Source organism: Citrobacter sp. BIDMC107 (genome assembly GCF_001037575.1).
Classification (GTDB): Bacteria; Pseudomonadota; Gammaproteobacteria; order Enterobacterales; family Enterobacteriaceae; genus Citrobacter; species Citrobacter freundii.
Window position 1 is genome coordinate 623152 of sequence record NZ_KQ089848.1, and the last position, 26686, is coordinate 649837.

At 49.9% G+C, this 26686-nt stretch carries 27 protein-coding genes, 1 tRNA gene and 1 riboswitch; of the genes, 19 read left to right on the top strand and 9 right to left on the bottom strand.

All coding sequences use genetic code 11. From position 1 onward, the window contains the following. Positions 1 to 22 precede the first annotated feature (22 nt). Positions 23 to 1186: an MFS transporter TsgA gene (tsgA, locus tag SK39_RS03090; RefSeq protein ID WP_048216641.1), complete on the bottom strand. Its 1164-nt coding sequence runs from the start codon at positions 1184 to 1186 to the stop codon at positions 23 to 25. 38 nt (positions 1187 to 1224) lie between these two features. Then, positions 1225 to 1932, bottom strand: coding sequence for a purine-nucleoside phosphorylase (gene deoD / locus SK39_RS03095; protein ID WP_032936275.1), 708 nt, complete (start codon positions 1930 to 1932; stop codon positions 1225 to 1227). A gap of 317 nt (positions 1933 to 2249) precedes the next feature. Here deoD and SK39_RS03100 point away from each other — a divergent pair, with 317 nt between their 5' ends. From SK39_RS03100 to SK39_RS03135, 8 genes are all read left to right on the top strand, one after another. Beyond that, a complete protein-coding gene (locus SK39_RS03100; RefSeq protein WP_171278992.1) occupies positions 2250 to 2759 on the top strand; it encodes a GNAT family N-acetyltransferase in 510 nt (169 codons plus the stop codon). A gap of 242 nt (positions 2760 to 3001) precedes the next feature. Next, a riboswitch (cobalamin riboswitch) is annotated at positions 3002 to 3225 on the top strand. Positions 3226 to 3446: 221 nt separating this feature from the next. Then, positions 3447 to 4499 (top strand): ABC transporter substrate-binding protein, encoded by a 1053-nt coding sequence (locus SK39_RS03105; protein ID WP_048216642.1) that lies wholly within the window; start codon positions 3447 to 3449, stop codon positions 4497 to 4499. A gap of 66 nt (positions 4500 to 4565) precedes the next feature. Beyond that, positions 4566 to 5633, top strand: coding sequence for a FecCD family ABC transporter permease (locus SK39_RS03110; protein WP_003836829.1), 1068 nt, complete (start codon positions 4566 to 4568; stop codon positions 5631 to 5633). Continuing rightward, positions 5630 to 6445 (top strand): ABC transporter ATP-binding protein, encoded by an 816-nt coding sequence (locus SK39_RS03115; RefSeq protein ID WP_003846879.1) that lies wholly within the window; start codon positions 5630 to 5632, stop codon positions 6443 to 6445. The genes SK39_RS03110 and SK39_RS03115 overlap by 4 nt, the downstream gene beginning before the upstream one ends. 10 nt (positions 6446 to 6455) lie before the next feature. Beyond that, positions 6456 to 6896, top strand: coding sequence for a pseudoazurin (locus tag SK39_RS03120; RefSeq protein ID WP_003035925.1), 441 nt, complete (start codon positions 6456 to 6458; stop codon positions 6894 to 6896). A 27-nt stretch (positions 6897 to 6923) separates the two neighbouring features. Continuing rightward, the gene (gene petA, locus SK39_RS03125; protein WP_003846882.1) at positions 6924 to 7475 is read left to right on the top strand and encodes a ubiquinol-cytochrome c reductase iron-sulfur subunit; all 552 of its coding nucleotides are present in this window, start codon (positions 6924 to 6926) and stop codon (positions 7473 to 7475) included. Between the two features lies 1 nt (position 7476). Beyond that, positions 7477 to 8637 carry a cytochrome b gene (locus SK39_RS03130; RefSeq protein WP_032936278.1) on the top strand — a complete coding sequence of 387 codons (1161 nt, stop codon included), beginning with the start codon at positions 7477 to 7479 and terminating at the stop codon, positions 8635 to 8637. Between the two features lie 2 nt (positions 8638 to 8639). Next, on the top strand, positions 8640 to 9443 hold the full coding sequence (locus SK39_RS03135) for a cytochrome c1 (protein WP_032936279.1): 804 nt from the start codon (positions 8640 to 8642) through the stop codon (positions 9441 to 9443). A gap of 153 nt (positions 9444 to 9596) precedes the next feature. Here the strand turns inward: SK39_RS03135 and SK39_RS03140 are convergent. Further along, positions 9597 to 9684: transfer RNA gene (locus SK39_RS03140), tRNA-Ser, on the bottom strand. Between the two features lie 142 nt (positions 9685 to 9826). Continuing rightward, on the bottom strand, positions 9827 to 11455 hold the full coding sequence (locus SK39_RS03145) for an ABC transporter substrate-binding protein (RefSeq protein WP_032936281.1): 1629 nt from the start codon (positions 11453 to 11455) through the stop codon (positions 9827 to 9829). Between the two features lie 270 nt (positions 11456 to 11725). Here SK39_RS03145 and yccA point away from each other — a divergent pair, with 270 nt between their 5' ends. Beyond that, positions 11726 to 12385, top strand: coding sequence for an FtsH protease modulator YccA (gene yccA / locus SK39_RS03150; RefSeq protein WP_003035917.1), 660 nt, complete (start codon positions 11726 to 11728; stop codon positions 12383 to 12385). An 88-nt stretch (positions 12386 to 12473) separates the two neighbouring features. Beyond that, positions 12474 to 12803 (top strand): sulfurtransferase TusE, encoded by a 330-nt coding sequence (gene tusE / locus SK39_RS03155; RefSeq protein WP_003035914.1) that lies wholly within the window; start codon positions 12474 to 12476, stop codon positions 12801 to 12803. Here the strand turns inward: tusE and yccX are convergent. Further along, complete coding sequence (yccX, locus tag SK39_RS03160; protein ID WP_003836833.1) at positions 12800 to 13081, bottom strand: acylphosphatase; 282 nt, start codon at positions 13079 to 13081, stop codon at positions 12800 to 12802. The genes tusE and yccX overlap by 4 nt on opposite strands. A gap of 94 nt (positions 13082 to 13175) precedes the next feature. Between yccX and rlmI the strand changes: the two genes are divergently transcribed. Next, the gene (gene rlmI, locus SK39_RS03165; RefSeq protein WP_032936284.1) at positions 13176 to 14366 is read left to right on the top strand and encodes a 23S rRNA (cytosine(1962)-C(5))-methyltransferase RlmI; all 1191 of its coding nucleotides are present in this window, start codon (positions 13176 to 13178) and stop codon (positions 14364 to 14366) included. 57 nt (positions 14367 to 14423) lie between these two features. After that, positions 14424 to 14741 (top strand): heat shock protein HspQ, encoded by a 318-nt coding sequence (gene hspQ / locus SK39_RS03170; RefSeq protein WP_003035905.1) that lies wholly within the window; start codon positions 14424 to 14426, stop codon positions 14739 to 14741. Positions 14742 to 14802: 61 nt separating this feature from the next. Here hspQ and SK39_RS03175 read toward each other — a convergent pair whose 3' ends face one another. After that, a complete protein-coding gene (locus SK39_RS03175; protein ID WP_003035903.1) occupies positions 14803 to 15216 on the bottom strand; it encodes a CoA-binding protein in 414 nt (137 codons plus the stop codon). Between the two features lie 172 nt (positions 15217 to 15388). Here SK39_RS03175 and csgI point away from each other — a divergent pair, with 172 nt between their 5' ends. Both csgI and mgsA read left to right on the top strand, forming a co-directional pair. Beyond that, a complete protein-coding gene (csgI, locus tag SK39_RS03180; protein WP_003836835.1) occupies positions 15389 to 16051 on the top strand; it encodes a curli synthesis inhibitor in 663 nt (220 codons plus the stop codon). A gap of 93 nt (positions 16052 to 16144) precedes the next feature. Continuing rightward, positions 16145 to 16603 (top strand): methylglyoxal synthase, encoded by a 459-nt coding sequence (mgsA, locus tag SK39_RS03185; RefSeq protein WP_003035897.1) that lies wholly within the window; start codon positions 16145 to 16147, stop codon positions 16601 to 16603. 32 nt (positions 16604 to 16635) lie between these two features. Here mgsA and helD read toward each other — a convergent pair whose 3' ends face one another. Further along, positions 16636 to 18690 (bottom strand): DNA helicase IV, encoded by a 2055-nt coding sequence (helD, locus tag SK39_RS03190; RefSeq protein ID WP_032936286.1) that lies wholly within the window; start codon positions 18688 to 18690, stop codon positions 16636 to 16638. A 125-nt stretch (positions 18691 to 18815) separates the two neighbouring features. Between helD and SK39_RS03195 the strand changes: the two genes are divergently transcribed. Next, positions 18816 to 19262 (top strand): YccF domain-containing protein, encoded by a 447-nt coding sequence (locus SK39_RS03195; protein ID WP_003035892.1) that lies wholly within the window; start codon positions 18816 to 18818, stop codon positions 19260 to 19262. Positions 19263 to 19280: 18 nt separating this feature from the next. Beyond that, the gene (gene yccS, locus SK39_RS03200; protein WP_032936477.1) at positions 19281 to 21434 is read left to right on the top strand and encodes a YccS family putative transporter; all 2154 of its coding nucleotides are present in this window, start codon (positions 19281 to 19283) and stop codon (positions 21432 to 21434) included. On the opposite strand, the gene SK39_RS03205 is transcribed toward yccS, so the two are convergent. Then, a complete protein-coding gene (locus SK39_RS03205; protein ID WP_032936287.1) occupies positions 21412 to 22026 on the bottom strand; it encodes a TfoX/Sxy family DNA transformation protein in 615 nt (204 codons plus the stop codon). The two genes, yccS and SK39_RS03205, sit on opposite strands and share 23 nt — an antisense overlap. A 217-nt stretch (positions 22027 to 22243) precedes the next feature. Here SK39_RS03205 and sulA point away from each other — a divergent pair, with 217 nt between their 5' ends. Both sulA and ompA read left to right on the top strand, forming a co-directional pair. Continuing rightward, the gene (gene sulA / locus SK39_RS03210) at positions 22244 to 22753 is read left to right on the top strand and encodes an SOS-induced cell division inhibitor SulA (protein ID WP_003035886.1); all 510 of its coding nucleotides are present in this window, start codon (positions 22244 to 22246) and stop codon (positions 22751 to 22753) included. A gap of 357 nt (positions 22754 to 23110) precedes the next feature. Continuing rightward, positions 23111 to 24169, top strand: a complete 1059-nt coding sequence (gene ompA / locus SK39_RS03215; RefSeq protein ID WP_003836839.1) for a porin OmpA — start codon at positions 23111 to 23113, stop codon at positions 24167 to 24169. Positions 24170 to 24260: 91 nt separating this feature from the next. Here the strand turns inward: ompA and matP are convergent, their stop codons facing one another. After that, a complete protein-coding gene (matP, locus tag SK39_RS03220) occupies positions 24261 to 24713 on the bottom strand; it encodes a macrodomain Ter protein MatP (protein WP_003035881.1) in 453 nt (150 codons plus the stop codon). Positions 24714 to 24898: 185 nt separating this feature from the next. Here matP and SK39_RS03225 point away from each other — a divergent pair, with 185 nt between their 5' ends. After that, entirely contained in the window at positions 24899 to 26659 is a 1761-nt protein-coding gene (locus SK39_RS03225; RefSeq protein WP_048216643.1) for an AAA family ATPase, read from the top strand. Positions 26660 to 26686 lie beyond the last annotated feature (27 nt).

The window sequence follows — 26686 nt, forward strand, 5'->3', positions numbered from 1 at the left end:
CTAATTAGAGAGGTAAGTGTTATTACTGTGCTTTGTTACGTTTAAGTTTTAATGTACCCATCAACATGATAAAGATTATTAAATATAATACTGGTATTGCGTACATAATTTTCTGCAAGCCCATTGTTTTTTCCATTAGCGCACTGATCGCTGGACTAAACATAGCCCCGGCGCTACCGCTAATTAAAATATATGAAACATTCTGACTACTTGCGCGCTTCACAAATGAAACTCCGTAGGCAATAAAGGAGTTATACAGCGCCGCACAGACGAATCCGTAGCTATAAGCCAGATAATCAAGCCCCGAGATGTTTTCTTTCGTTACAATAATGGTCGTAATAACGCAAGCGAGCAAAATAATACTCAACAGGAAATAATGTATCCTCACTCGAGAAACAATGACAGTTGATACTAGCGCCCCAACCAACGCCGCTCCCCAGTATTGCGTAATAATATTACCGGCTTCTTCAAAAGGAATGCCAAATTTGTTCTTCACAAATAATGGTGCCCAGGTCAGGAAGGTATACAGCGCCAGCATACCTAAGAACAGACCAATACCTCCGCTAATAATCCCTGGGTTCCACTCAGACTTCACCGCGTCTGTCCGCTCCTCCGCAGACGCGTTTTCACAGGCAGTAAAACGAGTGAGCGCCACCACACCTAACGTAAGTAAGGCCACCATGCCAACACTTAGATAGCTGTAACTCCATGACATATTGTGCGTCAGGGCGTAGGTGGTGATCAGCGGGAAAACCACGCCTGCGACGTTAAAGGTGGCGTCTTGTACCACCAACATTGTACTTTGAATGCGATCCTGCCATACCGAAACGACAATCGTTCCTGCCACACACAGACCAATCCCACCGCAAAAGCCCACCAAAGTCATAGCAACCATCACTGGCCATAAGCCGGGGCTTAAGTGCATTGCCAGCGAACAGAGGAACACTATCGAATAGATAATAAACGTCATTCGCTTGACGCCAATTTTTTCTATCAGGGAAAAGGCGGCGATGGTCCCCGCTAATGCCCCACCGTTAAGCAGCGAAAATATCGAGGCAACGGTATTCACATCAGCACTGTAACGTACCGCAATCGGTTCAATCAGCATTCCAAACTGACTGGCAAACCCCGCCATAATAAAATTTGCCAGAAAACTAATCAGTGTAAGTGCTATTTTATTCTTCATATAATGACATCCCTGATTGGTTCAATTAAAAGCCAATGCTAAGCCGTAACGGCTGTATTTAGCGCCAGCTCAATCATATTTTTAAAAGTTAATTGTCGTTCCTCTGCCGTGGTTTCTTCGCCTGTCAGGCAATGATCGGACACCGTTAAAATAGCCAGTGCTTCAATATTAAATTGGTGTGCTAAGGCGTATAAGCCGGCCACCTCCATATCCACACCCAGTACACCAAACTTTTCCAGTGCAGGAATGAGGTTTTCGTCAGGATCGTAATAAAGATCGCCACTGAAAACATTACCGACCTTAATGTCGATTCCGGCCTTCTGTGCCAGCATCCACGCCTGTTGTAGTAATGGGAAGTGAGCGGACGTCGCCATCGTGTAGCCCGCGCTACGTTTTAAATTTGTGACAGAGTCAGTACCGGCAGCGAGAGCCAGAATAATGTCGCGCATTTTGACATGCGGTTGTGTTGCCCCCAGACTACCGACGCGAATAATTCTCTTCACATTAAAATCATGTACCAGCTCATGGGCGTATAGCGTCATAGACGGAATACCCATACCGTGTCCCATCACCGAAACAGGTTGACCAAAATAAAGACCGGTATAGCCCAGCATATTACGCACGTTGGTAACTTCGCGGTAATCCATGAGATAATTTTCGGCAATAAATTTTGCGCGCAGCGGATCGCCCGGCATAATCACAGTTGGCGCAAAATCACCCGTTTTAGCATTAATATGTGCAGTCATAACAATTCCTGAATTATGGGTATTGGAGATATGCAGGGATTGTAACCAGACGTTTGCAGAGGATTGAGGACAAAAGTCCTGCTCAAAGGATCGGCCTCTCATTTCTGAGAGTTAGAGTTGCAGGCTTAGGATGCAGAGGAAAACTATGCCCCGGCAACAGTTAGGAAAAGCAAGACCCAGAACAATAAAAGAACAGATTAGCCCCCAAATCGCTGGTGACTACCGCGTTGGCGCGAGTAGCCTTAGCAGCGTCAATATTGTTTTGAAAGTGGTCTTATTGTTATTATCGTATTCCACTCTAAGCTTGGATGCCTGCCATGACCCGATTAAGGTTTAGTGAGATGGCTCACGCCGATATACCTGCTGTTCAGTCGTTCCTTATTAAGCATCTTAATTTGTTCTTCAATGCCGGGAGAGTCATGCCTACTGCCGAAGAAGATATCTTCGATCTCAGGCAGCAGTATATTTTGCAAGAAAAAAATTTATTGCTTTGCGCGTGGAGTGAAAAGCAAGAACTCATCGCTACACTTGCAGTATGTCAATATGACGATCGTATTACTGAGCTGCGTGGGCGCTATAATTTGCCTGAAACGGCGGAGATTTGTCGTTGCTACGTGGATGCGCGCTATCGCAGACGGGGAATTGGAAGCCGGTTGTTTGCTTTAGCTCAAATTTTCTGCCAGCAGCAAAAATATAAAACCTTATATCTGCATACTCATCATTTCTTGCCTGGAGGGTATCATTTTTGGTTGCGTAAAGATTTTAGCGTCGTTATGGATATGCAGGATGAATGGCAATTGGTACATATGCAGAGATCACATTATTAAATTAACCCAACGCTAATTAACTGCGTTATTGATAACGATCAATATGATTAAATTGAAAAAATAAAACCGTGTTTATAGTTTGATCAATATCAATCAATTCTCATTTAGCTTTTTATTGTTATTTTCATGTATACATCCGAGATAAAGGATTTAAGCATAACCAACTGTAAAACATAACAATTTTACCAAAGGTGTGAGGTTTTCCCTGTTTATTCATACGGTTGACCTCGTTAACAATTGCCGTTAGAGTCGCTTTTGACAGCATTTCATTACATTTTTGTATATGAATAGGAATATGGTGAGAATTATTCAATTCAATTCCATAACTGCCCCCGCAACTGTAGGCGGATGCAGAATATCCTTGTGTGGTTAATAAGCCACAGGTCACTGTAAAGCTCGTCTTTATGGGAAGGCCGATATTCTGATTACCGTGAGTCAGGAGACCTGCTGTCAACGATGTATACCATTAAGTGGACGGGATGGTCCATGGGATGAATTATTTGACGTAAGCAGTAGTGTATTTATGAATAAGATTTTGGCTAAGTAAGGCTTATTTGCATTTGTTGCATATCTTCATTCTTAAAATTCACGATTTAATGTCATCTATCTTCATGTCTCCTCCCGATATATGGAATGAAATGAGCCATGACCAGACTTTAAGATTCTGGCATCAACGGGACGATGATAATGCACGCTAATTCTACATTTTTCTCTTCTAAAAAAACGCTTCTGGCTATTGTTGGAACCACTGTACTGTTGACTTCCGGTTTTTCTAACGCGGCAAAAACCGAATATCCTCTGACGATTAAAAACTGTGGACGCGATATTACCTTTAATCAGGCACCAACGCGCGTGGCAACCGTGGGTCAGAACAGTACCGAGATTCTCTATTCACTGGGGCTGGCCGATCGCGTCGTGGGTACTTCGTTGTGGTTTGGCCCGGTACTGGATGCTTACAAAGCAGCAAATGAAAAAGTTGCCGTCATTGCGCAAAATATTCCCAGCTTTGAAGGAATTGTGGCTAAAAAACCAGATCTGGTCGCCAGCCAGTTTGAATGGCAAATCGGCCCTGCTGGCACAGTTGCCTCATACGAACAGTTTAGTGAACTGAAGGTGCCCGTTTACACCGCGCCAGCTGACTGTGCTAAGGATAACGAAGATGGGGGTGATGGTGTTCGTAAGGGCATGTTTGATATTGCTATGGTGTATCAGGAAGTCGCCGATCTGGCAAAAATTTTTGATGTTCAGGATAAAGGCGAAGCGCTGATTGCCAGCCTTAAAGCGCGTGAATCAGCAGCAAAAAATAAAATTACCGGCATGGATAAGAATGTTTCTGCCGTGTTCTGGTTCTCAAGCGCCAATTTACAGCTCGATCCTTACGTTGCCGGGAAGTTTGGCCCAGCAGCATGGATAGCCCAAACGCTGGGTGTGAAAAATGTCATTGATTCTGCTGAAGAGTGGCCAACGGTGGGCTGGGAAACCATCGCTAAAGCTAACCCTTCTGTCATTGTGCTCGGTGAGATGAGCCGCCGACGCTTCCCGGCAGATGACTGGAAGATCAAGATGGAATACCTCCAGTCCGATCCTGTCACCAAACTGATTCCTGCCGTCAAAGAAAACCATCTGCCGGCCATTGACGTACAGACAATGAATGCCGGGATCAGAACTATTGATGGGGTGGAAAAACTGGCTGACGCTCTGGTTGAATATGGCTTAGCGCATCCGCAGGCTGCTCATTAATCTACATTTTGCGCTATATCACGGCACGGTATAGCGCATCTCCGTTACTCAGGAACGCAGATAATCATGAGTGATTCTCGCAGGATGCGTCGCGCTGTTGGTCAGCTTGCGGTGAGAGTCGGTGGTCATGCCGTTTGGGTCAGTGCGCTGATGTGTTGCGTACTGCTGGCGGGGATTTCCATCGGCGAAACGTTTATCCCCTGGCGGCACGTACTCAGCACGTTGGCAAATCATCTTTTCGATACCCACTATCCTGTCGATGCACTGGATGCCGGGATCGTCTGGAACTACCGCCTGACCCGAGCACTGGTCTCAGCCAGCTGCGGCGCCTGCCTGGCTGTTTCCGGCGTAGTGTTGCAGTCGTTGCTGCGCAATGCGCTCGCCGAACCTTATCTACTGGGGATTTCTGCCGGAGCATCTACCGGTGCGGTGCTGATTGCGCTCACGGGACTGGGGGCTGGCATCATCAGTATGTCTTTAGGGGCGTTCATTGGTGCGCTGACGGCATTTCTGTTCGTTGCGCTATTGGCGATGGCCGCTGGCGGTAAACAAGGCGGCGGGATTACAACCCAAATCATTCTTGCCGGGATCGCCAGTTCGCAACTGTTCAATGCGATTACGTCGCTTATCATCACCCGCTCAGCAAACGCCGAGCAAGCACGCGGAATTATGTTCTGGTTGTTAGGCAATTTGAGCGGTGTACGCTGGCCCGATGTTGTCTTAGCTATTCCTACCGCTCTGGTCGGTATTGCGCTGTGCTTCTGTTATGCCCGCCACCTTGATGCGTTCTCCTTTGGCGCTGAATCCGCGGCATCGTTGGGCATTCCGGTCAAACGTACCCGCGCAGTACTGATTGCTGCTGTCACCGGTATGACAGCGATTATGGTCTCCATTGTTGGTGCGATCGGCTTTGTCGGTCTGGTGATCCCTCATGCCGCTCGTTTGCTGGTCGGCAACCAGCATCATCGACTGCTGCCGGTTAGTGCGCTTACCGGCGCCATTTTCCTCATTGTCGCCGATGTTATTTCCCGCACGTTACTACCCGGCCAGGTACTGCCCATTGGGGTAATCACGGCTTTGGTCGGCGCGCCTGCGTTTTCAATCATTCTGATAAGAGGAAACCAGAACAAATGACGGTAAACCTCGTACAGCCACTTGTTACCTCTGCGCAAGCCGTTATTGAAGCCTGCAATCTGCGTTGGAAGGTAAAGGGTAAGACGATTGTTGATGATATTTCTCTCCGCGTAACTCCCGGCGAGTTTGTCGGTATCATCGGTCCCAACGGCTCGGGCAAAACGTCACTGATTTCACTGCTGGCCGGTTTGCTGAAGCCGACTTCCGGGCACATCACTCTGCGGCAAAAAGCGCTCCAGCACTATTCGCGGCGTCATCTTGCGCAACAGGTGGCGCTGGTCGAACAACAGGCTGAAACCAGCGAGCGGCTTACCGCTTTACAAGCCGTTTCTCTGGGACGGACCCCCTGGCTTAGCCTGCTCACCCCCTGGTCTGCCAAAGATGACGATATCGTACAAACGATGCTGGAGAAGGTCGATCTCAGTGAATTACAGCACCGCTGCTGGCATACCTTTTCCGGGGGAGAAAAACAGCGCCTGCATATTGCACGGGCGCTGGCGCAGCAGCCGCAATTGTTGCTGATGGATGAACCCACCAACCATCTCGACATTCAACATCAGATTGGCCTGCTGAGTCTGGTTAAACGTGAAAAGCTCACGGTGATTGCTGCTCTGCACGACCTTAATCATGCCGCAATGTTCTGCGATCGCATCATCGTAATGACCTCCGGACATATGGCGATGCAGGGTAAACCTTGCACCGTTTTTACCCGCGAAAATCTCCATGCCTGGTTTGGTATCGACGCCGTTGTCGAAAATGAAGCGGGTAGTGAAAACTGTTTTATTCGTTATCAAAGACCTGATGAATTTTAAGGAAGAATCGATGAAATACCTCAAACAGAGTCTGAAAGTTTTGTGTTTACTCGCCCTCGCCTCTTCAGCCTTCGCGCAAACTCACGAAGTGTTGATGAAGAATCGTGGGTCTGCGGGGCCGATGGTCTACGAGCCGGATTATCTGGAGATCCAACCCGGTGATACGGTGAAGTTTATCCGTAAGCATAAAAGCCACAACGCGGCTTCAATTGCAGAATTGTCTCCAGCTGACTATCCCGGTTTCATGGGAAAAATAGATGAAGAGATCGAGGTGACTTATGACAATCCTGGATTTTACGGCATCAAATGTTCACCGCATTACGCTCAGGGCATGGTGATGATGATTAAGGTTGGCGATACCACGTTACCGGACAGCTATCGGGCATTCAAAGCGCCAGGTATTGCTGATAAGCGCTTTCAGGAAATTTACGCGCGTATCGACAAACAATAATCCGCATTACTCTGGGAGAAATACAAGGTGGCAGATAAAAAACTTGCAGATGGCGAAATCCAGGAACAGCGTCGGGAATGCCTGTGTAAACTGACGAAATTCGTCGGCGCGGCGGGCGTCGCGGCTGCCGTGTGGCCGCTGGTTTCGGCCTTAAGCCCGGATGAGAAAACGCTAGGGGAAAATGAACCGATTGATGTTTCTCTTGCGGGTGTTGCTGCTGGACAAACCATCAGGCGCATATGGCAGGGAAAGCTGATTCTTATTCACCACCGCACGCAGGAAGAGATTGTCGCCGCCAGAAATACCGACTGGCATACGCTTATTGACCCACAGTCTGACAGCGAGAGGGTCTCTGCGGTTCATCCCCAATGGCTGGTGGTTCAAGGGTACTGTCCACATGCCGGATGTGTCCCCAACGCCCAGCCGGGAGGGCTGGGCTGGATTTGTCCGTGCCACGGCTCGGAATTTGATACCTCCGGGCGCGTGACGCGCGGCCCCGCAACGGCCAACCTGGCAATCCCGGATTACGCCTTTCATTCTGATGGTCAGATCGTGCGTATCGGCACTAAGGAAGCCTGACATGATGAGTGAGCGCGTCTATTCGCTTCGCTGGCGAATTCCTTTTCCTCGTTCGATTGCCGGACTCTGGCTGTTCGCTATCGGCGCAATCCTGCTGGTTATGCTCGGCGTGCAGATCCTGACAGGTATCGTACTGGCGATGTTTTACGTGCCGACAGCCGGGCTGGCATTTGACTCCATTATTCATATTATGCGTGCGGTTCGCCACGGAGAACTGATACGTAATATGCATGCTATTGGCGCATCGCTCTTTTTCTTTGCCTGTTATCTGCATATTTTTCGCGGTATGTACTACAACGTGTACCGCAAGCCCTGGACAACAATGTGGTTAATTAGCGTCACGCTGTATATCCTCCTGATGATAACCGCATTTCTTGGTTATAGTCTTATTTGGGGGCAAAAAAGCTACTGGGCGGCAACGGTCATTACTCGCTTTGCCCAGGCCATTCCGCTAGTGGGTGATACGTTATACGCATATTTAGTCGGTAGCCATACGCCGGGAACACCGATGCTTGGCCGCTTTTTTGTTATCCACTTTATTCTTCCTTTTGTGATTGTCGTGGCAACGGTTTTTCATATTCGAACCGTACAGTCAGCGTTTGCCCAGGCGATGAAAAAGAAGTTCAGCGAGAAAGAGTCCAGGAGCCTGTTGTTCGATTACAAAATTACCGATCTCGATGCCATCAAAATCACCCTTTTTTTGATGCTCTTCGCCTGGTTTTTATTCTTTGCTCCGCACTATCTGAGCAGCGCCGATAACTTTATTCCCGCAGACCCAACGATTACACCGGCGATTGTTGCGCCAGAATGGTATTTCCTTCCCTTCTTCTCCATCTTGCGCTGTTTCCCGAATGAATTCGTGGGACTAGCCGCGATGTGCGGTTCGATACTGATTTTCTATTTTCTTCCCTGGCTTGATACCTCCCGGGCTCGTTTTCGCCATTACAGCAAGCTGGTCAAATGCGGATTCTGGCTGTGGGTCATCAATGCCTGCTTTTTAGGCTGGTTAGGATCGAAAGCGCTGGTTGGCCCCGACCTTCTTGACGGTTTTCGTAACGAAGAAGGTTGGATACGTGCCGCGTCCCAGCTTTCGACGCTGATTTGGTTTGCCTGGTTTTTAATCGTATTACCTTGCCGTCGTTTTCTGGAAAAACAGGACTGATAATGAAACGACTATTGAAATTCAGTGTTCTGTGTTTTTCTCTATTGGGACTGGGCTCCACCTATGCGCAAGAAACCACGCCTGAACGACAGGAATGGAGTTTCAGCGGCATCAATGGCCAGTATGATAAAGAGCAGCTTCGGCGTGGTCTGCAGGTTTATGAAGAGAAGTGTCGCGCTTGTCACGGCATGAAGCACCTTACCTTTCGAACCTTGACCAGATCCGGCGGCCCGGAACTCACGGAAGAAGAAGCAAGAAGTATCGCTAACGGCTATCAGTTTCCTGAGATTCAGGATGACGGCCAGATGGGTGAGCGGGACGGGACGCTAAATGACAGCTTTATATCGCCATATTTAAACGAGCGGGAAGCTCGATACCTTAATAATGGCGCAGAACCTGTTGACCTGAGCTATATCGTCCGCGCCCGCTCATACGATCGTGGATTTCCGCAATTCCTGTTAGATGCTTTTCTGCCCTACACGGACCAGGGAGCTGATTACGTCTACGCACTACTCACCGGCTATCTGCCTGACGATCCCGAACTGAAGGCTAACCGCTATTTTCCGGGCGGCGTGATTAACATGCCGAAACCGCTGAATAGCGGAGAGATCCAATGGAGTCCGGCGTCACAGAAAGCTGAAACTGAGGAGCAATACGCCAGGGATGTTACCGCCTTTCTGGCATGGGCAGCCGATCCGGCGCTCTCTGAACGAAAACAGCAAGGGAATTACGTTATGGGCTATCTGGCTATTATGCTGGGGCTGCTATGGATATTACGACGAATGAAGAGACGTTCGCTCATGTAGGTCTTGCGAGGCGGGGGATTACTCAGTTCACCAGCATTCAACCGGTCAGCTGCGCTGTTGCCCTCGCGCGACTAAGACAAGTAAAGGAAGGAAAAATATAAATCAAGCAAAATGAAAAAACCCCAAGCTATTTGATAGCTTGGGGTTCATGTTTGGCGGAAGCGTAGAGATTCGAACTCTAGAACCCTTTCGGGTCGCCGGTTTTCAAGACCGGTGCCTTCAACCGCTCGGCCACGCTTCCAATGAGGCGCACTATAAACATCCCGAACGGACCTGTAAAGCACCAATGTGTTCGTTTGCCTGAAAAACAGCCAAAATGTTGTTAATCGACTGAAATAACAACAGATTGACCATTTAATCAGCACAAATACCAGCTACAACGCTTAATGTTTTTTGATGTACATATCTTTGGTGTAGTAATTTCCCCGGTTATCCGGCGCAAATCCCCCCACCCACGGCTTCACCAGATGCGTGCGGACATAGTGGTAAACCGGAATCGCAGGGACATCATCACCTAAAAGATCTTCAGCCTGCTGATAGTATTTGCCTCGTTCTTCCAGTGAATTTGCTTTCGCCGCATTACGCATCGCTTCATCAAAGGCGGGGTTGCTGTACTTGGTAGTATTCTCGCTATCACCGGTACGGAAAATATTGAGGAAACTTGAAGCATCATCATAATCGGCTATCCACGCATAGCGCACGACGTCAAAATTACCGGTGTGCATAGTGTCCAGCATGGTTTTCCATTCCTGGTTTTGCAGCTTCGCCTCGACGCCAAGGTTTTTCTTCCACATCGACGATGCGGCAATCGCAATACGCTGGTGCGTTTCGAAGGTGTTGTAGAGCAAATTCAAGCTAAGCGGATGCTCAGGACCAAAACCGGCTTCAGCAAGCAGTTTTTTGGCTTCAGCAATACGTTTTTCGAGCGGCCATGACGCATACTCCGGTGCATGCAGTTTCACCCCACCTATTTCCGGCTGGCTGATAACCCACGCTGCTCGCTGCCCCTGCCCCATCACCTTTTGCGCAATGATGTCTTTATCCAGCGCCATATTCAGCGCCCGGCGCACGCGCGGATCATTAAACGGCGCGCGGGTTGTATTGAACTGATAGTAATACGTTGAAAGCTGGGGAGAGACATGCAGTTCATCGCCCATCGTTTTTTTCAGTTGGGCGAACTGATTGACCGGTACGCTATAAACAATGTCGATTTCACCGGCCTTATAGCGGTTTACGTCAGCCGACTCTGAGCTGATGGGCAAATAAGTAACTTTATTAATAACCGTATGCCGATCGTCCCAGTAATGTGGGTTACGCTCGGCAACGATGCGCTCATTGACCACCCATTGCGATAGTTTGTACGGCCCACTGCTGACAAAATGTTCTGGTCGGGTCCACTTGTCGCCAAAACGCCCAATCAGAACTTTATCCAGCGGCACCAGCGATGGATGCGCCAGCATCGCCAGAAACGCCGCCGTCGGTTGCGTCAGGGTAATTTCCAGCGTGGTATCATCCAGGGCTTTGACCCCTAGTGTAGCGGGATCTTTATTCCCTTGGGCAATATCAACCGCGTTCGCAACATGCATATTGCCCAGATACGAAGCATAAGGTGAAGCCGTTTGCGGCGAGACCAGACGCTGCCAACTCCAGACAACATCCTGTGCGGTAATCGCAGAGCCATCAGACCAGGTAATGCCCGGACGTAAATGAAAGGTCCAGATAGTATTGTCTTTATTCTCCCAGGATGCCGCAAGGCGGGGCTCGATAGACCCATCCTGCTTGACAGCAACCAGACCGTCGAACATATCGCTGATTAAATTAAACTCAACGTTGCTTTCGACTTTATGCGGATCCAGCGATGCCGGCTCACTGCCGTTATTTCTCACCAGTTCCTGCTTTTCAGCCAATGCTGTTCCTGCGGGAACATGAGCTGCCCATGCCGCGCCGTTTATTGATATCATACAGGCGGCCAACAGCGTAAACGTAAATACCTTCGATTTGTGTTGAGTCATTCCCTGCACCTTATTGTTCTGTTTTATGTAGACACCGCTTTCACTGTCAGAGAGATTCAGGAATAACGCAATATTTTTCAGTGACCTATAAGATGTCGATCTGACATTTTCAAACAATAAGTGGTAACATCTAATTTAGACACTTTTGCTGAAATAATATGCTTAAGTCTGGCGGGTTAAAATGCGTAAAGATGGGTAAAACCGCTGTGTCATTCCCCTTGATTTCATTATCCTCCATCATTAATTACATCTGTCATAAGAGAGTGACTCATGGATCGTATTATTAGTTCTTCGCGCGACCGTACATCGCTACTCAGCACGCATAAAGTGCTGCGCAATACCTATTTTCTGCTCAGCCTGACGCTGGCGTTTTCTGCCATCACCGCAACGGCAAGCACCGTGCTGATGCTGCCATCCCCGGGTCTAATCCTGACGCTGGTGGGAATGTATGGTCTGATGTTCCTGACATATAAAACTGCGGATAAGCCGGTCGGAATTCTGTCTGCTTTCGCATTCACCGGCTTCCTGGGCTACATTCTGGGACCGATTCTGAACACCTACCTGTCTGCAGGCATGGGTGATGTTATCGGTATGGCGCTGGGCGGCACTGCTCTGGTCTTCTTCAGCTGTTCTGCCTATGTGCTGACCACCCGTAAAGACATGTCCTTCCTCGGCGGTATGCTGATGGCAGGTATCGTGGTGGTGCTGATTGGTATGGTTGCGAATATCTTCCTGCAACTGCCAGCTCTGCATCTGGCCATCAGCGCGGTGTTTATTCTGATTTCTTCAGGCGCTATCCTGTTTGAAACCAGCAATATCATCCGTGGCGGTGAAACCAACTACATCCGTGCAACGGTCAGCCTGTATGTTTCGCTGTACAACATCTTCGTCAGCCTGCTGAGCATTCTGGGCTTCGCCAGCCGCGACTAAGTTGTCAACTCGCACTATCCAGCCCCGCTTATGCGGGGCTTTCTTTTTTGGTAAACTGCCGCCAGTTTGACTAACGTAGTGACAAATTATGTTGATCTTTGAAGGTAAAGAAATCAGTACCGATAGCGAAGGCTATCTGAAAGATACCACGCTGTGGAGCGAGCCGCTGGCCGAGAAAATCGCCGAAAACGAAGGCATTACGCTCTCCGCAGAACACTGGGAAGTGGTGCGTTTTGTCCGCGATTTTTATCTGGAATTTAATACCTCCCCCGCTATCCGCATGCTGGTAAAAGCGATGGCCAACAAGTTTGGCGAAGAGAAAGGCAACAGCCGTTATCTCTACCGCCTGTTCCCAAAAGGTCCGGCCAAGCAGGCGACTAAAATTGCCGGCCTGCCGAAACCGGTGAAATGTATTTAATAACGGATACTAAATCCCTTTAGTTCGTCGCCAGGACGATGGGGTTCGCTGAGAACTCTGTCTACCCTGGCGCTTCGCGGCCCCCCGGCTTTCAACCACTTCATCAGTTGTTCCACCCGGTCACCTTCACCGCAGGCGACAACCTCTACGCTGCCGTCATCCATATTCTTCGCGTATCCGGTCAATCCCAGCCGTTGTGCTTCATGCTGGGTGGTGTAGCGAAATCCTACCCCCTGAACCCGGCCATAGACCCAGGCGATTATGCAGACTTTCGACATTGCGGTTCTCCTTATCATCACAGCGCGCGTTGCAAATATGCGTAAAACTCAGGACAATGGCGCCCATTTCTTTGAATTGACAGAATAGTAAATTATGAGTGTACGTTTAGTGTTAGCCAAAGGGCGCGAAAAATCATTACTGCGCCGCCATCCGTGGGTATTTTCCGGTGCTGTCGCACGTATGGAAGGTAAAGCCAACCTCGGTGAAACCATCGATATTGTTGATCATCAGGGTAAATGGTTAGCACGCGGCGCGTACTCACCCGCGTCGCAGATCCGTGCACGCGTCTGGACATTTGACAAGTCTGAGTCCATCGATATTGATTTCTTCACCCGTCGTCTGCAGCAGGCGCAGACATGGCGTGACTGGCTGGCGAAAAAAGACGGTCTGGACAGCTACCGTCTGATCGCCGGCGAATCCGATGGTCTGCCGGGTGTCACCATTGACCGCTTCGGCAACTTCCTGGTGTTGCAGTTGCTTAGTGCGGGGGCTGAATACCAACGCGCAGCGCTGATTAGCGCTTTGCAAATTGTTTTCCCGGACTGCGCCATTTATGACCGTAGCGATGTTGCGGTGCGTAAAAAAGAAGGTATGGAGCTGACTCAAGGGCCAGTAACGGGCGAGCTTCCGCCAGCACTGCTGCCAATTGAAGAGCACGGCATGAAGCTACTGGTTGATATTCAGCATGGTCACAAAACCGGTTACTACCTCGATCAACGCGATAGCCGCCTGGCCACGCGTCGTTATGTGGAAAATCAGCGTGTGCTGAACTGTTTCTCTTATACCGGTGGATTTGCGGTTTCAGCATTAATGGGTGGATGCCGTCAGGTCGTCAGCGTTGACACCTCTCAGGAAGCGCTCGATATTGCCCGCCAGAACGTGGAACTGAACAAGCTGGATCTGAGCAAAGCTGAGTTCGTGCGTGATGATGTGTTCAAACTTCTGCGAGCTTATCGCGATCGTGGTGAGAAATTCGACGTCATCGTGATGGATCCGCCGAAATTTGTCGAAAACAAAAGCCAGTTGATGGGCGCCTGCCGCGGCTATAAGGACATCAATATGCTGGCTATTCAGTTACTCAATCCGGGCGGCGTACTGCTGACTTTCTCCTGCTCTGGGCTTATGACCACCGATTTATTTCAGAAAATCATCGCTGATGCCGCAATAGATGCTGGTCGTGATGTACAATTTATAGAGCAGTTCCGTCAGGCCGCCGATCACCCGGTGATCGCTACCTACCCGGAAGGGCTGTATCTGAAAGGGTTTGCCTGTCGCATCATGTAACTTGAAAAGTGGAATATTACCCTTACATAGAGGGTATCTATTTCCCGGGAGGTGACTATGATTGCCAGCAAATTCGGTATCGGCCAGCAGGTCCGCCATTCTCTGTTAGGTTACCTCGGAGTGGTCGTGGATATCGACCCGGAATATTCGCTTGATCAACCGTCAGCCGATGAGTTGGCGGTTAACGACGAACTTCGCGCCGCTCCCTGGTATCACGTGGTGATGGAAGACGATAATGGTCTGCCAGTACATACGTATCTGGCCGAAGCACAACTGAGTAGCGAGCTACAGGAAGAACATCCGGAGCAACCGTCGATGGATGAACTGGCGCGAACAATTCGAAAACAGCTTCAGGCCCCGCGCCTGCGCAATTGATGCAAACACAGACCCGATTAGCTAATCGGGTCTGTGCGTTTTGTTCGGCTACAGATCAACCTTACTTAGCCAGTCCCAGCCGCGGGATCTCAATCGCCGGGCAACGATCCATCACCACCGTCAACCCTGCATCACGAGCCAGTACGGCTGCTTGCTCGTTAATCACGCCGAGCTGCATCCATAGGGTCTTCGCGCCGATGGCAATTGCCTCCTGAGCAACACCCCACGCCGCTTCGGAATTACGGAAGACATCTACCATATCCACTTTCTCTGGTACATCTGCCAGCGTCGCATAGCCCTGCTGCCCCAGCAGTGTTTTTCCGGCAACTTTCGGTGAAACAGGAATAACGTGATAGCCCTGATCGAGTAAATATTTCATAACCCGATAGCTTGGGCGATCGGGTTTATCGCTTGCACCCACCAGTGCAATCGTGCGGGTCGTTGTCAAAATGCCAGCAATATCGGTCTCTTTCATCGTTTTCCTCCAGGCTGTTTAGCAAAGTTTACGACAAACCTGACTTTGCGACCATTCATCCCATACTGGCGCATGAGAGCTAAACTCAAAAATATGTCTATATGTTAGTAAACATGATTATCGAAAAATTTAGATACATCTTATACAGATTTTTTCTGGACAGGAGAAACTTATGAAAGCCGGCATTGTGACAGCCTTAATTGCCCTGTGTTTGCCGGTAACCGTTTTTGCTACCTCTCTACGTCTGTCTAATGATATTGACCTTCTGGTGCTGGACGGAAAAAAAGTCTCCAGCTCATTACTGCGTGGTGCCGAAAGTATTGAGCTGGAAAATGGTCGGCACCAGCTCGTGTTTCGCGTAGAAAAAACCATTCGCCTGTCCAGCCACGAAGAACGTCTGTATATTTCGCCCCCGCTGGTCATCAGCTTTGATACCCAACTCGTCAGTCAGGTTAATTTTCACCTGCCACGTCTGAGCAACGAGCGAGATGCAACGCATTTTGATGATGCACCACGCGTAGAACTGCTGGATGGGGATTCCATGCCTATACCGGTTAAGCTGGATATTCTGTCAATCACATCCACCGCAAAAATCGTAGATTATGAAATGGAAACAGAGCGCTATAACAAAGCGGCTAAGCATGCGTCTTTACCGCAATTTGCCACGATGATGGCCGATGACAGTTCGCTGCTTTCCGGGGTATCTGAACTGGATCGCGTGCCGCCTCAGTCGCAAACGCTGACCGAGCAGCGCTTAAAATATTGGTTTCAACAGGCCGACGCACAAACGCGAAGTAACTTCTTACAATGGGCTGAGAAACAGCCCCCATCGTGACATTTATGTTCGTATACGCATTTTTTTTGTCTTTCTCTTGCAGCGTCAAGTGCTTCCAGTACTCTGTAACAAGGTTAACTTGGGAGCTGTACTATGGAATTAACGACTCGCACATTACCAGCGCAGAAACATATTGCGTTGGTCGCACACGATCACTGCAAAAAGATGTTGATGAGCTGGGTTGAACGCCACCAGCCATTACTGGAAAAACACGTTCTGTATGCTACAGGAACAACAGGAAATCTAATTCAACGCGCGACAGGAATGGATGTCAACGCCATGCTGAGCGGCCCGATGGGGGGTGACCAGCAGGTGGGTGCGCTAATTTCAGAAGGGAAAATTGATGTGCTGATTTTCTTCTGGGATCCGCTCAACGCCGTTCCCCACGATCCTGATGTCAAAGCCCTGCTACGCCTGGCCACAGTCTGGAACATTCCGGTCGCCACCAACGTGTCAACGGCTGATTTTATTATCCAGTCGCCAAACTTCAACGACGCAACGGATATCTTGATCCCGGATTACGCCCGTTATCTTGCAGAACGCCTCAAATAAACGCTAAGCAGGCGGCAACTGCCGCCTGCTTTTCAGGGTTTCCGGGTCACCGGAACGTCTAATTGCTTAAGCTCATCAACAAAACATGATGGCGCGTCTTTGCTAAACAGTAGCCATACCCGATGTCGTGCACGCGTTAGCGCCACATACAGCAACCGCCGCTCTTCAGCATCAGGAAAATCTTCAACAGCCGGGAGTAACGCCTCTTCCATAATCGACTCACGAGCCGGAGCCGGAAAACCGTCATTCCCGTCATGAAGCCCCATAACAATGACGTAATCCGCCTGCTGCCCTTTGCTGGCATGAATAGTCATAAAATCCAACTGCAGCTTGGGCCAGCGGGTGGCCGCTTTGTCCAGGCTGGCTGGCTTCAGATGATGGTACCGCGCCAGCACCAGAATTCTCTCTTCAGCTTTCACAAAACCCGACAACTTATCCAGCAACAGATCTAACTGACTTTCATCGAGCAACGTGACTGCTTTTTTATCACCGGTCGTCAGACTGTTCAGCGGTTTCGTGAGCTGATGTGGGTTTTGCTGGATAAACTGGTTTGCGACTTCGCCAATCCGGCTATTAAAACGGTAAGTCGTATCCAGATTACAGCTATCGCCCTCACCAAAATTTTGCTGGAATGCGGTCGTCAGAGAAAGCTGTGCTCCGCTGAACCGGTAAATGGCCTGCCAGTCATCTCCCACGGCAAACAGTGTGGTCTGCGAGTTTTGCTTTCGCAAGGCGGCTAACAGGGCGGCGCGCTGAGGGGAAATATCCTGAAATTCATCGACCAGAATATGTTTCCACGGACTGATAAACCGCCCCTTCTCCAGAATGACAATAGCCTGATGGATCAACCCGGAGAAATCGACGGCATTCTCATCCTTCAGGGCACTCTTCCAGACCTTGAGCAGCGGCGCCATTAGCTTTATGCGTTTACTGAACAGATCGCGGATCTCCTCCGGAGCATTAGCAATCATCTCCGCCTGTGCTCCACCATGCATCCGCATCAAACTAACCCAGCGATCCAACCGGGAGGCCAGACGGTGCTGTAATTTTTCGTCATCCCAGAAGTTACCTTCGGGTACAGACCACTGCATTTCTTCTTCTAACCATTGTCGCCAGCCTTTAGCCTGAGCCTTTTTCTCACTGCACTGCTGACGCCAGGTCGTTATAAAGAGTTTACTGCGAGCGGCGGCATCATTTTCCAGCTTGCTCACTGTTGGAACTTTTTTGCTACCTTGCGAAATAATGTACAACGCCAGTGAATGGAACGTCCGTGCAGTGACCTCGTCCGTATGCAGACGCTCACGAATGCGGTCATCCATCTCCTGGGCTGCTTTGCGTCCAAACGCCAGCAACAGGATCTGTTCTGGCGCGGCTTCTCCTCGTGCAAGCAGCCAGCCCGCACGGGCGACCAATACGGATGTTTTACCGCTTCCAGCCCCTGCAAGTACCAACAATGATTGCTCACCGTTCACTACCGCGCGCGCCTGAGCAGGGTTCAACGGCGAAGATTCAATATGCTGGAAAAACTCAGCATACTCTTCCAGCATTGCCTCGGTGTACGCCTGATTGTGCTGTAAGCGGCAGGCTTCAATGTCCTTCAACCACGCCTGGCATTGACGTAACGCCTCCCGGCAATTTTCAAATTCTTCCAGCCGATTAACCGGGAGCGGTAACGCGGCAAAGGCACGGCGAATCTGCTGCTGCAGCCCTGACGTTTGTTCGCGCGTCAGCCATTTACTTTCACTAGTACGCGCCGCTATCGCATCCAACTGCTGCTGTAAAACCCCCGCAGCAACGTCACTCATTTCCTGGCTCCACTGCTGCCAGAGTGCATTCAAATGATGATGGAAGCGCTGGGTTTCCGCCCACTCTGTACCGTGAAGACGAACCACCTTCTCATCCGGGAGTACAAACTCCAGCTCGCCCCACACCAGACCACGTTTGCAATGAATAGCCAGTAACTGATTGAAGGGAATAAGATACTCGTGACGATCGCCGGAAACTTTAATCCCGGCATTGAGAATAACGGCCCGATCGTAAGGGTGTTGTGCCAGACGTTTTCCAAGAGAAGTAGCTTTCAGTTCCATAAGACTCAAGCGGATCCACACGAAGAGGTTTGCTTATCAGTGTAACCGCCAGAGAAAACGTGCTCCAGCCCAAAAAAACGTTACAATTGCCGAATTCACAGAAAACCAGAGTTAACCGAGGGTTTATGCGTACTGTTCTGAATATTTTAAATTTTGTGCTTGGGGGGTTCGCCACCACCCTGGCCTGGTTACTGGCAACGCTGGTCAGTATCGTGCTTATTTTTACTTTACCCTTGACCCGTTCATGCTGGGAGATAACCCGACTTTCACTGTTTCCCTATGGCAACGAAGCGATACATGTCGATGAACTGAATCCTGCCGGTAAAAGCGTCCTGTTGAATACCGGCGGCACCGTGCTCAATATTTTCTGGCTAATTTTCTTCGGCTGGTGGTTGTGTCTGATGCACATTGTCTCTGGTATTGCTCAGTGCATAACGATTATTGGTATTCCGGTTGGCATTGCGAACTTTAAAATCGCTGCCATTGCGCTCTGGCCGGTGGGTCGCCGGGTAGTTTCAGTAGAAGTTGCCCGTGCAGCGCGTGAAGCCAATGCACGTCGTCGCTTTGAATAATCAGGACCAATGGCCTTTATGTTAAGTCCTCTGCTCAAACGCTATACCTGGAACAGCACCTGGCTGTACTACGTGCGGATTTTTATCGCGCTATGCGGTACAACGGCGCTGCCCTGGTGGCTGGGTGACGTCAAGCTGACCATCCCTCTCACGCTAGGTATGGTCGCTGCCGCACTTACCGATCTCGATGATCGTCTCGCGGGCCGACTGCGCAATTTAATCATCACGCTGGTGTGCTTTTTTATTGCCTCAGCCTCCGTTGAACTGCTCTTCCCATGGCCCTGGCTGTTTGCTATTGGGTTAACGCTTTCCACCAGCGGTTTTATTCTGCTGGGGGGATTAGGCCAGCGCTATGCAACCATCGCTTTTGGCGCGTTGCTCATCGCCATTTACACGATGCTGGGCACCTCGCTTTACGATCAGTGGTATCAACAACCAATCCTGCTGCTCGCTGGCGCTATCTGGTATAACCTGCTGACGCTCACCGGACATCTTCTGTTCCCCATCCGCCCCTTACAGGACAATCTGGCCCGCAGCTACGAACAATTAGCGCACTACCTGGAACTGAAGTCGCGTCTTTTTGATCCCGACATCGAAGATGAAAGCCAGGCGCCGTTGTATGATTTAGCCCTCGCTAATGGGCAACTGATGGCAACGCTAAACCAGACCAAAGTGTCGCTGCTGACTCGCCTGCGCGGTGACCGTGGACAACGGGGAACACGTCGCACGCTACATTACTATTTTGTGGCGCAGGATATTCATGAACGCGCAAGCTCCTCACATATTCAATATCAAACGCTACGCGATCATTTCCGTCATAGCGATGTGATGTTCCGCTTCCAGCGGTTGATGTCGATGCAAGGACAAGCCTGTTCACAATTGTCTCGTTGTATTTTATTGCGCACGCCTTACCAGCACGATCCGCACTTTGAGCGCGTCTTCACCCATATAGATGCCGCACTTGAGCGCATGCGTGCCAGTGGTGAGCCTGCAGATCTGCTCAATACGCTGGGATTCTTACTATCGAACCTGCGGGCTATCGATGCGCAACTGGCCACCATTGAGTCTGAACAGGCTCAGGTACTCTCGCGCAATGAGTCTGAAAATCAGCTTGCTGATGACAGTCCCCATGGATTCAGTGATATCTGGTTACGCCTGAGCCGTAATTTCACCCCAGAGTCCGCACTGTTTCGCCATGCCGTCCGCATGTCGTTAGTGCTCTGTGTTGGTTATGCCATTATCCAGGTAACTGGCATGAATCACGGATACTGGATCTTGCTGACCAGCCTGTTTGTCTGTCAACCAAACTACAATGCCACCCGACATCGCCTGGCGCTCAGGATTATCGGCACGTTGGTTGGTATTGCCATCGGTTTACCGATCCTGTGGTTTGTGCCCTCTTTAGAAGGGCAGCTAATACTTTTAGTGATCACTGGTGTACTGTTTTTTGCCTTTCGCAACGTCCAGTATGCGCACGCCACCATGTTTATCACGCTGCTGGTATTACTGTGCTTTAACCTGCTCGGCGAAGGTTTTGAGGTTGCACTGCCGCGTGTCATCGATACGCTAATTGGCTGTGCTATCGCCTGGGCGGCTGTCAGTTTCATCTGGCCAGACTGGCGTTTTCGTAATCTACCACGGGTAATTGAGCGGGCGACTGACGCTAACTGCCGCTACCTTGATGCAATTCTCGAACAATACCATCAGGGTCGTGATAATCGTCTGGCCTACCGTATCGCTCGCCGTGACGCGCATAACCGTGATGCTGAACTCGCCTCCGTGGTGTCAAACATGTCGAGCGAGCCGGATGTGACGACCCAAACCCGCGAAACGGCGTTCCGTTTACTGTGTCTCAACCATACGTTTACCAGCTATATTTCTGCGCTTGGCGCACATCGCGAACAGTTGACCAATCCAGACGTTCTGGCATTGCTGGATGACGCTGTTTGCTATGTTGATGATGCCCTTCACCATCAACCCGCTGACGAGCAACGCGTATACCAGGCGTTAGAAGGGCTGAAGCAGCGAATTCAGCACCTGGAACCACGCCCGGACAGTAAAGAGCCTCTGGTCGTTCAGCAAGTTGGGTTATTGATCGCTCTGCTCCCGGAAATCCGGCGATTACAGCAGCAAATTGCCGTACTACCTTCTAATACCCCGATTCCGGCGTAAGAGAACTTACCCACTCCACCAGCTCCTGGCGACGCGTCGCCGGGAGCGCGGCTTCATGTATCCCCCCTACCGCGCCTTCAAGGGCATAGAGTACTTTTACCGTCAGAGCCGGGTTATTTTGCCGAAGTTTCAGCCAGCACATTTGTGCTCCCAACGACCGCATGGTCCCCTCATCTTTAATTCCAACTTCATTCAGCAGAGTCTCCAGATGAAACGTCATATTTGGCAATTCCCGCAGACGATGCTGGGTAAAGCGACTCTGTTTTTCCTTAACCGCTGCATCCAACGAATATCGCGATAACGACACCAGTTGCTGCTGGTTTTGCCACAGGGCATCGTTCACCTGGTAATAATTAAGTACAAGAGGACGTCCCCGCTTAATAAATGTCAGCCAGACAGGAGAATTTTGTACACAATACTGGGCGCTCTGTTCACAGGCGCGAAGATACAACTCACCATTGGCGACCATGGCAAAGACCGTATCGCCAACCGTCAGACTGTAGCCACCAAACAGTGAGCGATAGTGAATTGTCCCCAGAGAAGCCAGATATTCCTGCGATTTATAGATCCTTGCATAAGAAAGCTCTTTCATAAAAATCCTTTTTAAATCATAACGTAAGCAAATGATTTTCAATAGCGGATCCGTTAATGACGAAAATAGGCAACTTATGCGTATGGGGCAAGATGAATTTTATTTTTCCCGTGACGACAACTAAAAATTGCGAACCTGTTTCCGAAAATAAGGTTGATCTTTGTTGATGGCAGGGTTACTGTATATTCATACAGTAACTCACAGGGCTGGATTGATTATGTACACTTCAGGCTATGCAAATCGTTCTTCGTCGTTCTCTTCCGCATCAAGCAACATTGCGCGCGTTTCATCAGAGAACGCAACCGCTGGGCTTATCAGTGAAGTAGTCTATCGCGAGGACCAGCCCATGATGACGCAACTACTGCTGCTTCCTCTGCTGCAACAGTTAGGGCAGCAATCACGCTGGCAGCTGTGGCTGACGCCTCAGCAAAAATTAAGCCGGGAGTGGGTGCAGTCAGCCGGACTTCCATTGACAAAAGTAATGCAGATTAGTCAACTCTCCCCCTGCAATACGCTGGAATCGATGATCCGTGCGCTGCGCACAGGTAATTACAGTGTTGTCATTGGCTGGCTGGCGGAAGAATTAACGGAAGATGAACATGCCGAACTAGTCAAAGCGGCTGATGAAGGAAATGCGATGGGTTTTATCATGCGTCCTGTTTGCGCACAGTCACTTGCGGGGAGACAGCATTCCGGGCTAAAAATTCACTCGAATTTGTATCATTGAGTAAAATTAGGATTTATCCTGGAATTTTTTTTCATGCTTCAATTTGCCTTTGAGCTTTAACGCGTTTTTCGTCCGAACGCCTGTCTCAAGCGGTTTTCAGGAAATCCTCAGTGCATTTAGTCATCAATAAATGTTAAATATTATGTATACAAGCCTTTTTTTTTCATATGCCTGACGGACTTCACACTTGTAAGTTTTCAACTACGTTGTAGACTTTACATCGCCAGGGGTGCTCGGCGTAAGCCGCAGATATCGGTAGAGCAACTATTGAACTGGTCCCCGGGTGAAGGATTTAACCGTGTTATCTCTCTTCGGAGATATTCATGGCGAATTTTGGATGATAACGAGGCGCAAAAAATGAAAAAGACAGCTATCGCAATTGCAGTGGCACTGGCTGGTTTCGCTACCGTGGCGCAGGCCGCTCCGAAAGATAACACCTGGTACGCTGGTGCTAAAATGGGCTGGTCTCAGTACCATGATATTGGCAACAACCAGATCAACAACGCCGGTCCGACCCACGAAAGCCAACTGGGTGCCGGTGCGTTCGGTGGTTATCAGGTTAACCCGTACGTTGGTTTTGAAATGGGTTACGACTGGTTAGGCCGTATGCCGTACAAAGGCTACACCGACCAGACTCATCAAAACGGCGCTTTCAAAGCTCAGGGCGTTCAGCTGACCGCTAAACTGGGTTACCCAATCACTGACGATCTGGACGTTTATACCCGTCTGGGTGGTATGGTTTGGCGTGCAGACGCTAAAAACAACGAAGGCTTCAAAGACCACGACACTGGTGTATCCCCAGTATTCGCTGGTGGCGTAGAGTATGCAATTACTCCTGAAATCGCTACCCGTCTGGAATACCAGTGGACCAACAACATCGGTGACGCGAACACCGTTGGTGGTCGTCCGGATAACGGCCTGTTGAGCGTTGGTGTTTCTTACCGTTTCGGCCAGCAGGAAGAAGCAGCTCCAGTAGTTGTTGCTCCGGCTCCGGCTCCAGAAGTACAGACCAAGCACTTCACTCTGAAGTCTGACGTTCTGTTCAACTTCAACAAAGCAACTCTGAAACCAGAAGGCCAGCAGGCTCTGGACCAGATGTACAGCCAGCTGAGCAACCTGGATCCGAAAGACGGTTCCGTAGTGGTTCTGGGCTTCACTGACCGCATCGGTTCTGACGCTTACAACCAGGGTCTGTCCGAGAAACGTGCTCAGTCCGTTGTTGATTACCTGATCTCTAAAGGTATTCCTTCTGACAAAATCTCTGCACGTGGCATGGGTGAATCCAACCCAGTTACTGGCAACACCTGTGACAACGTGAAAGCTCGCGCTGCACTGATCGACTGCCTGGCTCCGGATCGTCGTGTTGAGATCGAAGTTAAAGGCATCAAAGACGTTGTAACTCAGCCTCAGGCTTAAGTTATCGTCTTATAAAAAAACCCCGCGCTATGCGGGGTTTTTTTTCATCTGTTTCCACTCAAAACAAGCCTCTTGTTACACCAGCCAACCGCTAGTCTTTTCCCAGCAACGCCTGTAAATCCTGCTTCAATGTCGACATTTTGTTCGCGTACTTCTCTTTATGCTCTGCGTCTTCAATCAGCTGCACTATAGTTTCAGAAAGCGTTTTTCCACGCCGCTGCGCAAGACCAGCCAGACGCTGCCAGACCATAAACTCCAGATCGATCGATTTCTTACGCGTATGTTGATGTTCTGCATTAAAGTGCCGCTTACGCCTCGCCCGGATCGTTTGCTTCATACGATTGAGCAGTGCAGGGTTCATGTATTCTTCAATCCAGGCGTTGACCCGAACCGGTTCATTTTCGAGGGTTAGCAACAAATCAACGGCTTCTTTGGCAGCGCTGGCTTCCACATAGCGGGTAATCAACTCCCCCTCGCGATGCTTCTTCACCAGGTACTTCCATTTCCATCCGCTTTCAAGATTTTCAAGTTGTTGATATTTCATTGCGATCTCAATGTTACCGTGTAACTCTTATCAGAATATCAGCTTTTTCGGCATCTGAAGAAAAGAATATCCAGCCTGTGAACTGCCGCGCGTCATCACAACCGTTTCGCGGCGCTTTCCAGGTGTTTAGTGGTGAGGGTTACGGTATAATCTCGTTTTTTACAACAGACTAAAAAACATCAACTTTGACCATTACGAAACTTGCATGGCGTGATCTGGTTCCTGATACCGACAGTTATCAGGAAGTATTTGCACAGCCTCACGTCACTGACGACACCGACACCTTACTTAGTGATACTCAGCCACGTTTACAATTCGCGCTAGAGCAGCTTCTTCAGCACTGGACAACATCCTCGTTCATGTTGGTGAAAGCACCGGAGGAGCTTGAGTATCTCAACCTTATTGCAAAGGCTGCACGTCCCCTGCACACGGATGCAGGAAGCCTGACTGGCGGCCATTACGACATCTCCAGTCACACTATTCGTTATCGTACAGCTGAAAAAGCGGAAGACAATTTTGCGACGTTGACGCAGGTGGTCAGCGCTGACTGGGCCGAAGCTGAACAACTGTTTGGCTGTCTACGTCAGTTCAATGGCGAAATTACGCTGCAGCCAGGTCTGGTACATCAGGCCAATGGGGGTGTGCTGGTTATCTCATTGCGCACGCTGTTGGCCCAACCTCTGTTGTGGATGCGTCTGAAAGCCATTGTCAGCCACGAGCGTTTTGATTGGGTGGCTTTTGATGAGTCTCGCCCGCTGCCTGTCTCTGTTCCGCCTATGCCGCTTAAACTGAAAGTGATTTTGGTGGGTGAGCGTGAATCGCTGGCGGATTTCCAGGACATGGAACCAGAGTTGGCTGAACAGGCCATTTACAGCGAATTTGAAGATAATCTGCAGATCGTGGATGCCGAAACCATGACGCAGTGGTGTCAGTGGGTCACGCATACTGCCATGCGCAATAATTTGCCTTACCCCGCTCCTGATGCCTGGCAGGTTTTGATCCGTGAAGCCGTTCGCTATACCGGTGAACAGGATACATTGCCTCTTAACCCGCTGTGGATCACCAGACAGTTCAAAGAGGTGGCCCCGTTATGCGAGAGCGAAACCTGCAACGCTGAGCAGTTCAGCCTGATGCTGGCTCAGCGTGAATGGCGTGAGGGATTCCTGGCCGAACGCATGCAGGACGAAATTCTGCAAGAGCAGATCCTTATCGAGACAGAAGGCGAGCGTATTGGCCAGATCAACGCCTTGTCGGTGATTGAGTTTCCAGGCCACCCACGCGCATTTGGCGAGCCTTCTCGTATCAGTTGCGTCGTGCATATTGGCGACGGCGAGTTTACGGACATTGAGCGCAAAGCCGAGCTCGGCGGAAATATTCATGCCAAGGGTATGATGATTATGCAGGCGTTCCTGATGTCGGAACTCCAGCTTGAGCAGCAAATCCCCTTCTCTGCCTCGCTGACCTTTGAGCAATCTTACAGCGAAGTGGACGGTGACAGCGCGTCTATGGCAGAACTGTGCGCATTGATCAGCGCCCTCGCCGACGTGCCTGTTAATCAAAGTATCGCCATTACCGGTTCTGTCGATCAGTTTGGTCGGGCGCAACCTGTCGGTGGTCTGAATGAGAAAATTGAAGGTTTCTTCGCCATCTGCCAGCAGCGTGAGCTGACGGGCACGCAGGGCGTTATCATTCCTTCGGCTAACGTCAGACACCTCAGCCTGCATCCCGCGCTGCTGCAGGCCATAGAAGAAGAAAAATTCACTATCTGGGCGGTGGACGACGTAACTGATGCGCTGCCACTGTTGTTAAATCTGGTGTGGGATGGCGAAGGCCAGACAACGCTGATGCAAACCATTCAGGAGCGTATTGCCACGGCTACGCAACAGGAAGGTCGTCACCGTTTTCCATGGCCGCTACGTTGGCTGAACTGGATTATTCCGAACTGATCGGACTTGTTCAGCGTACACGTGTTA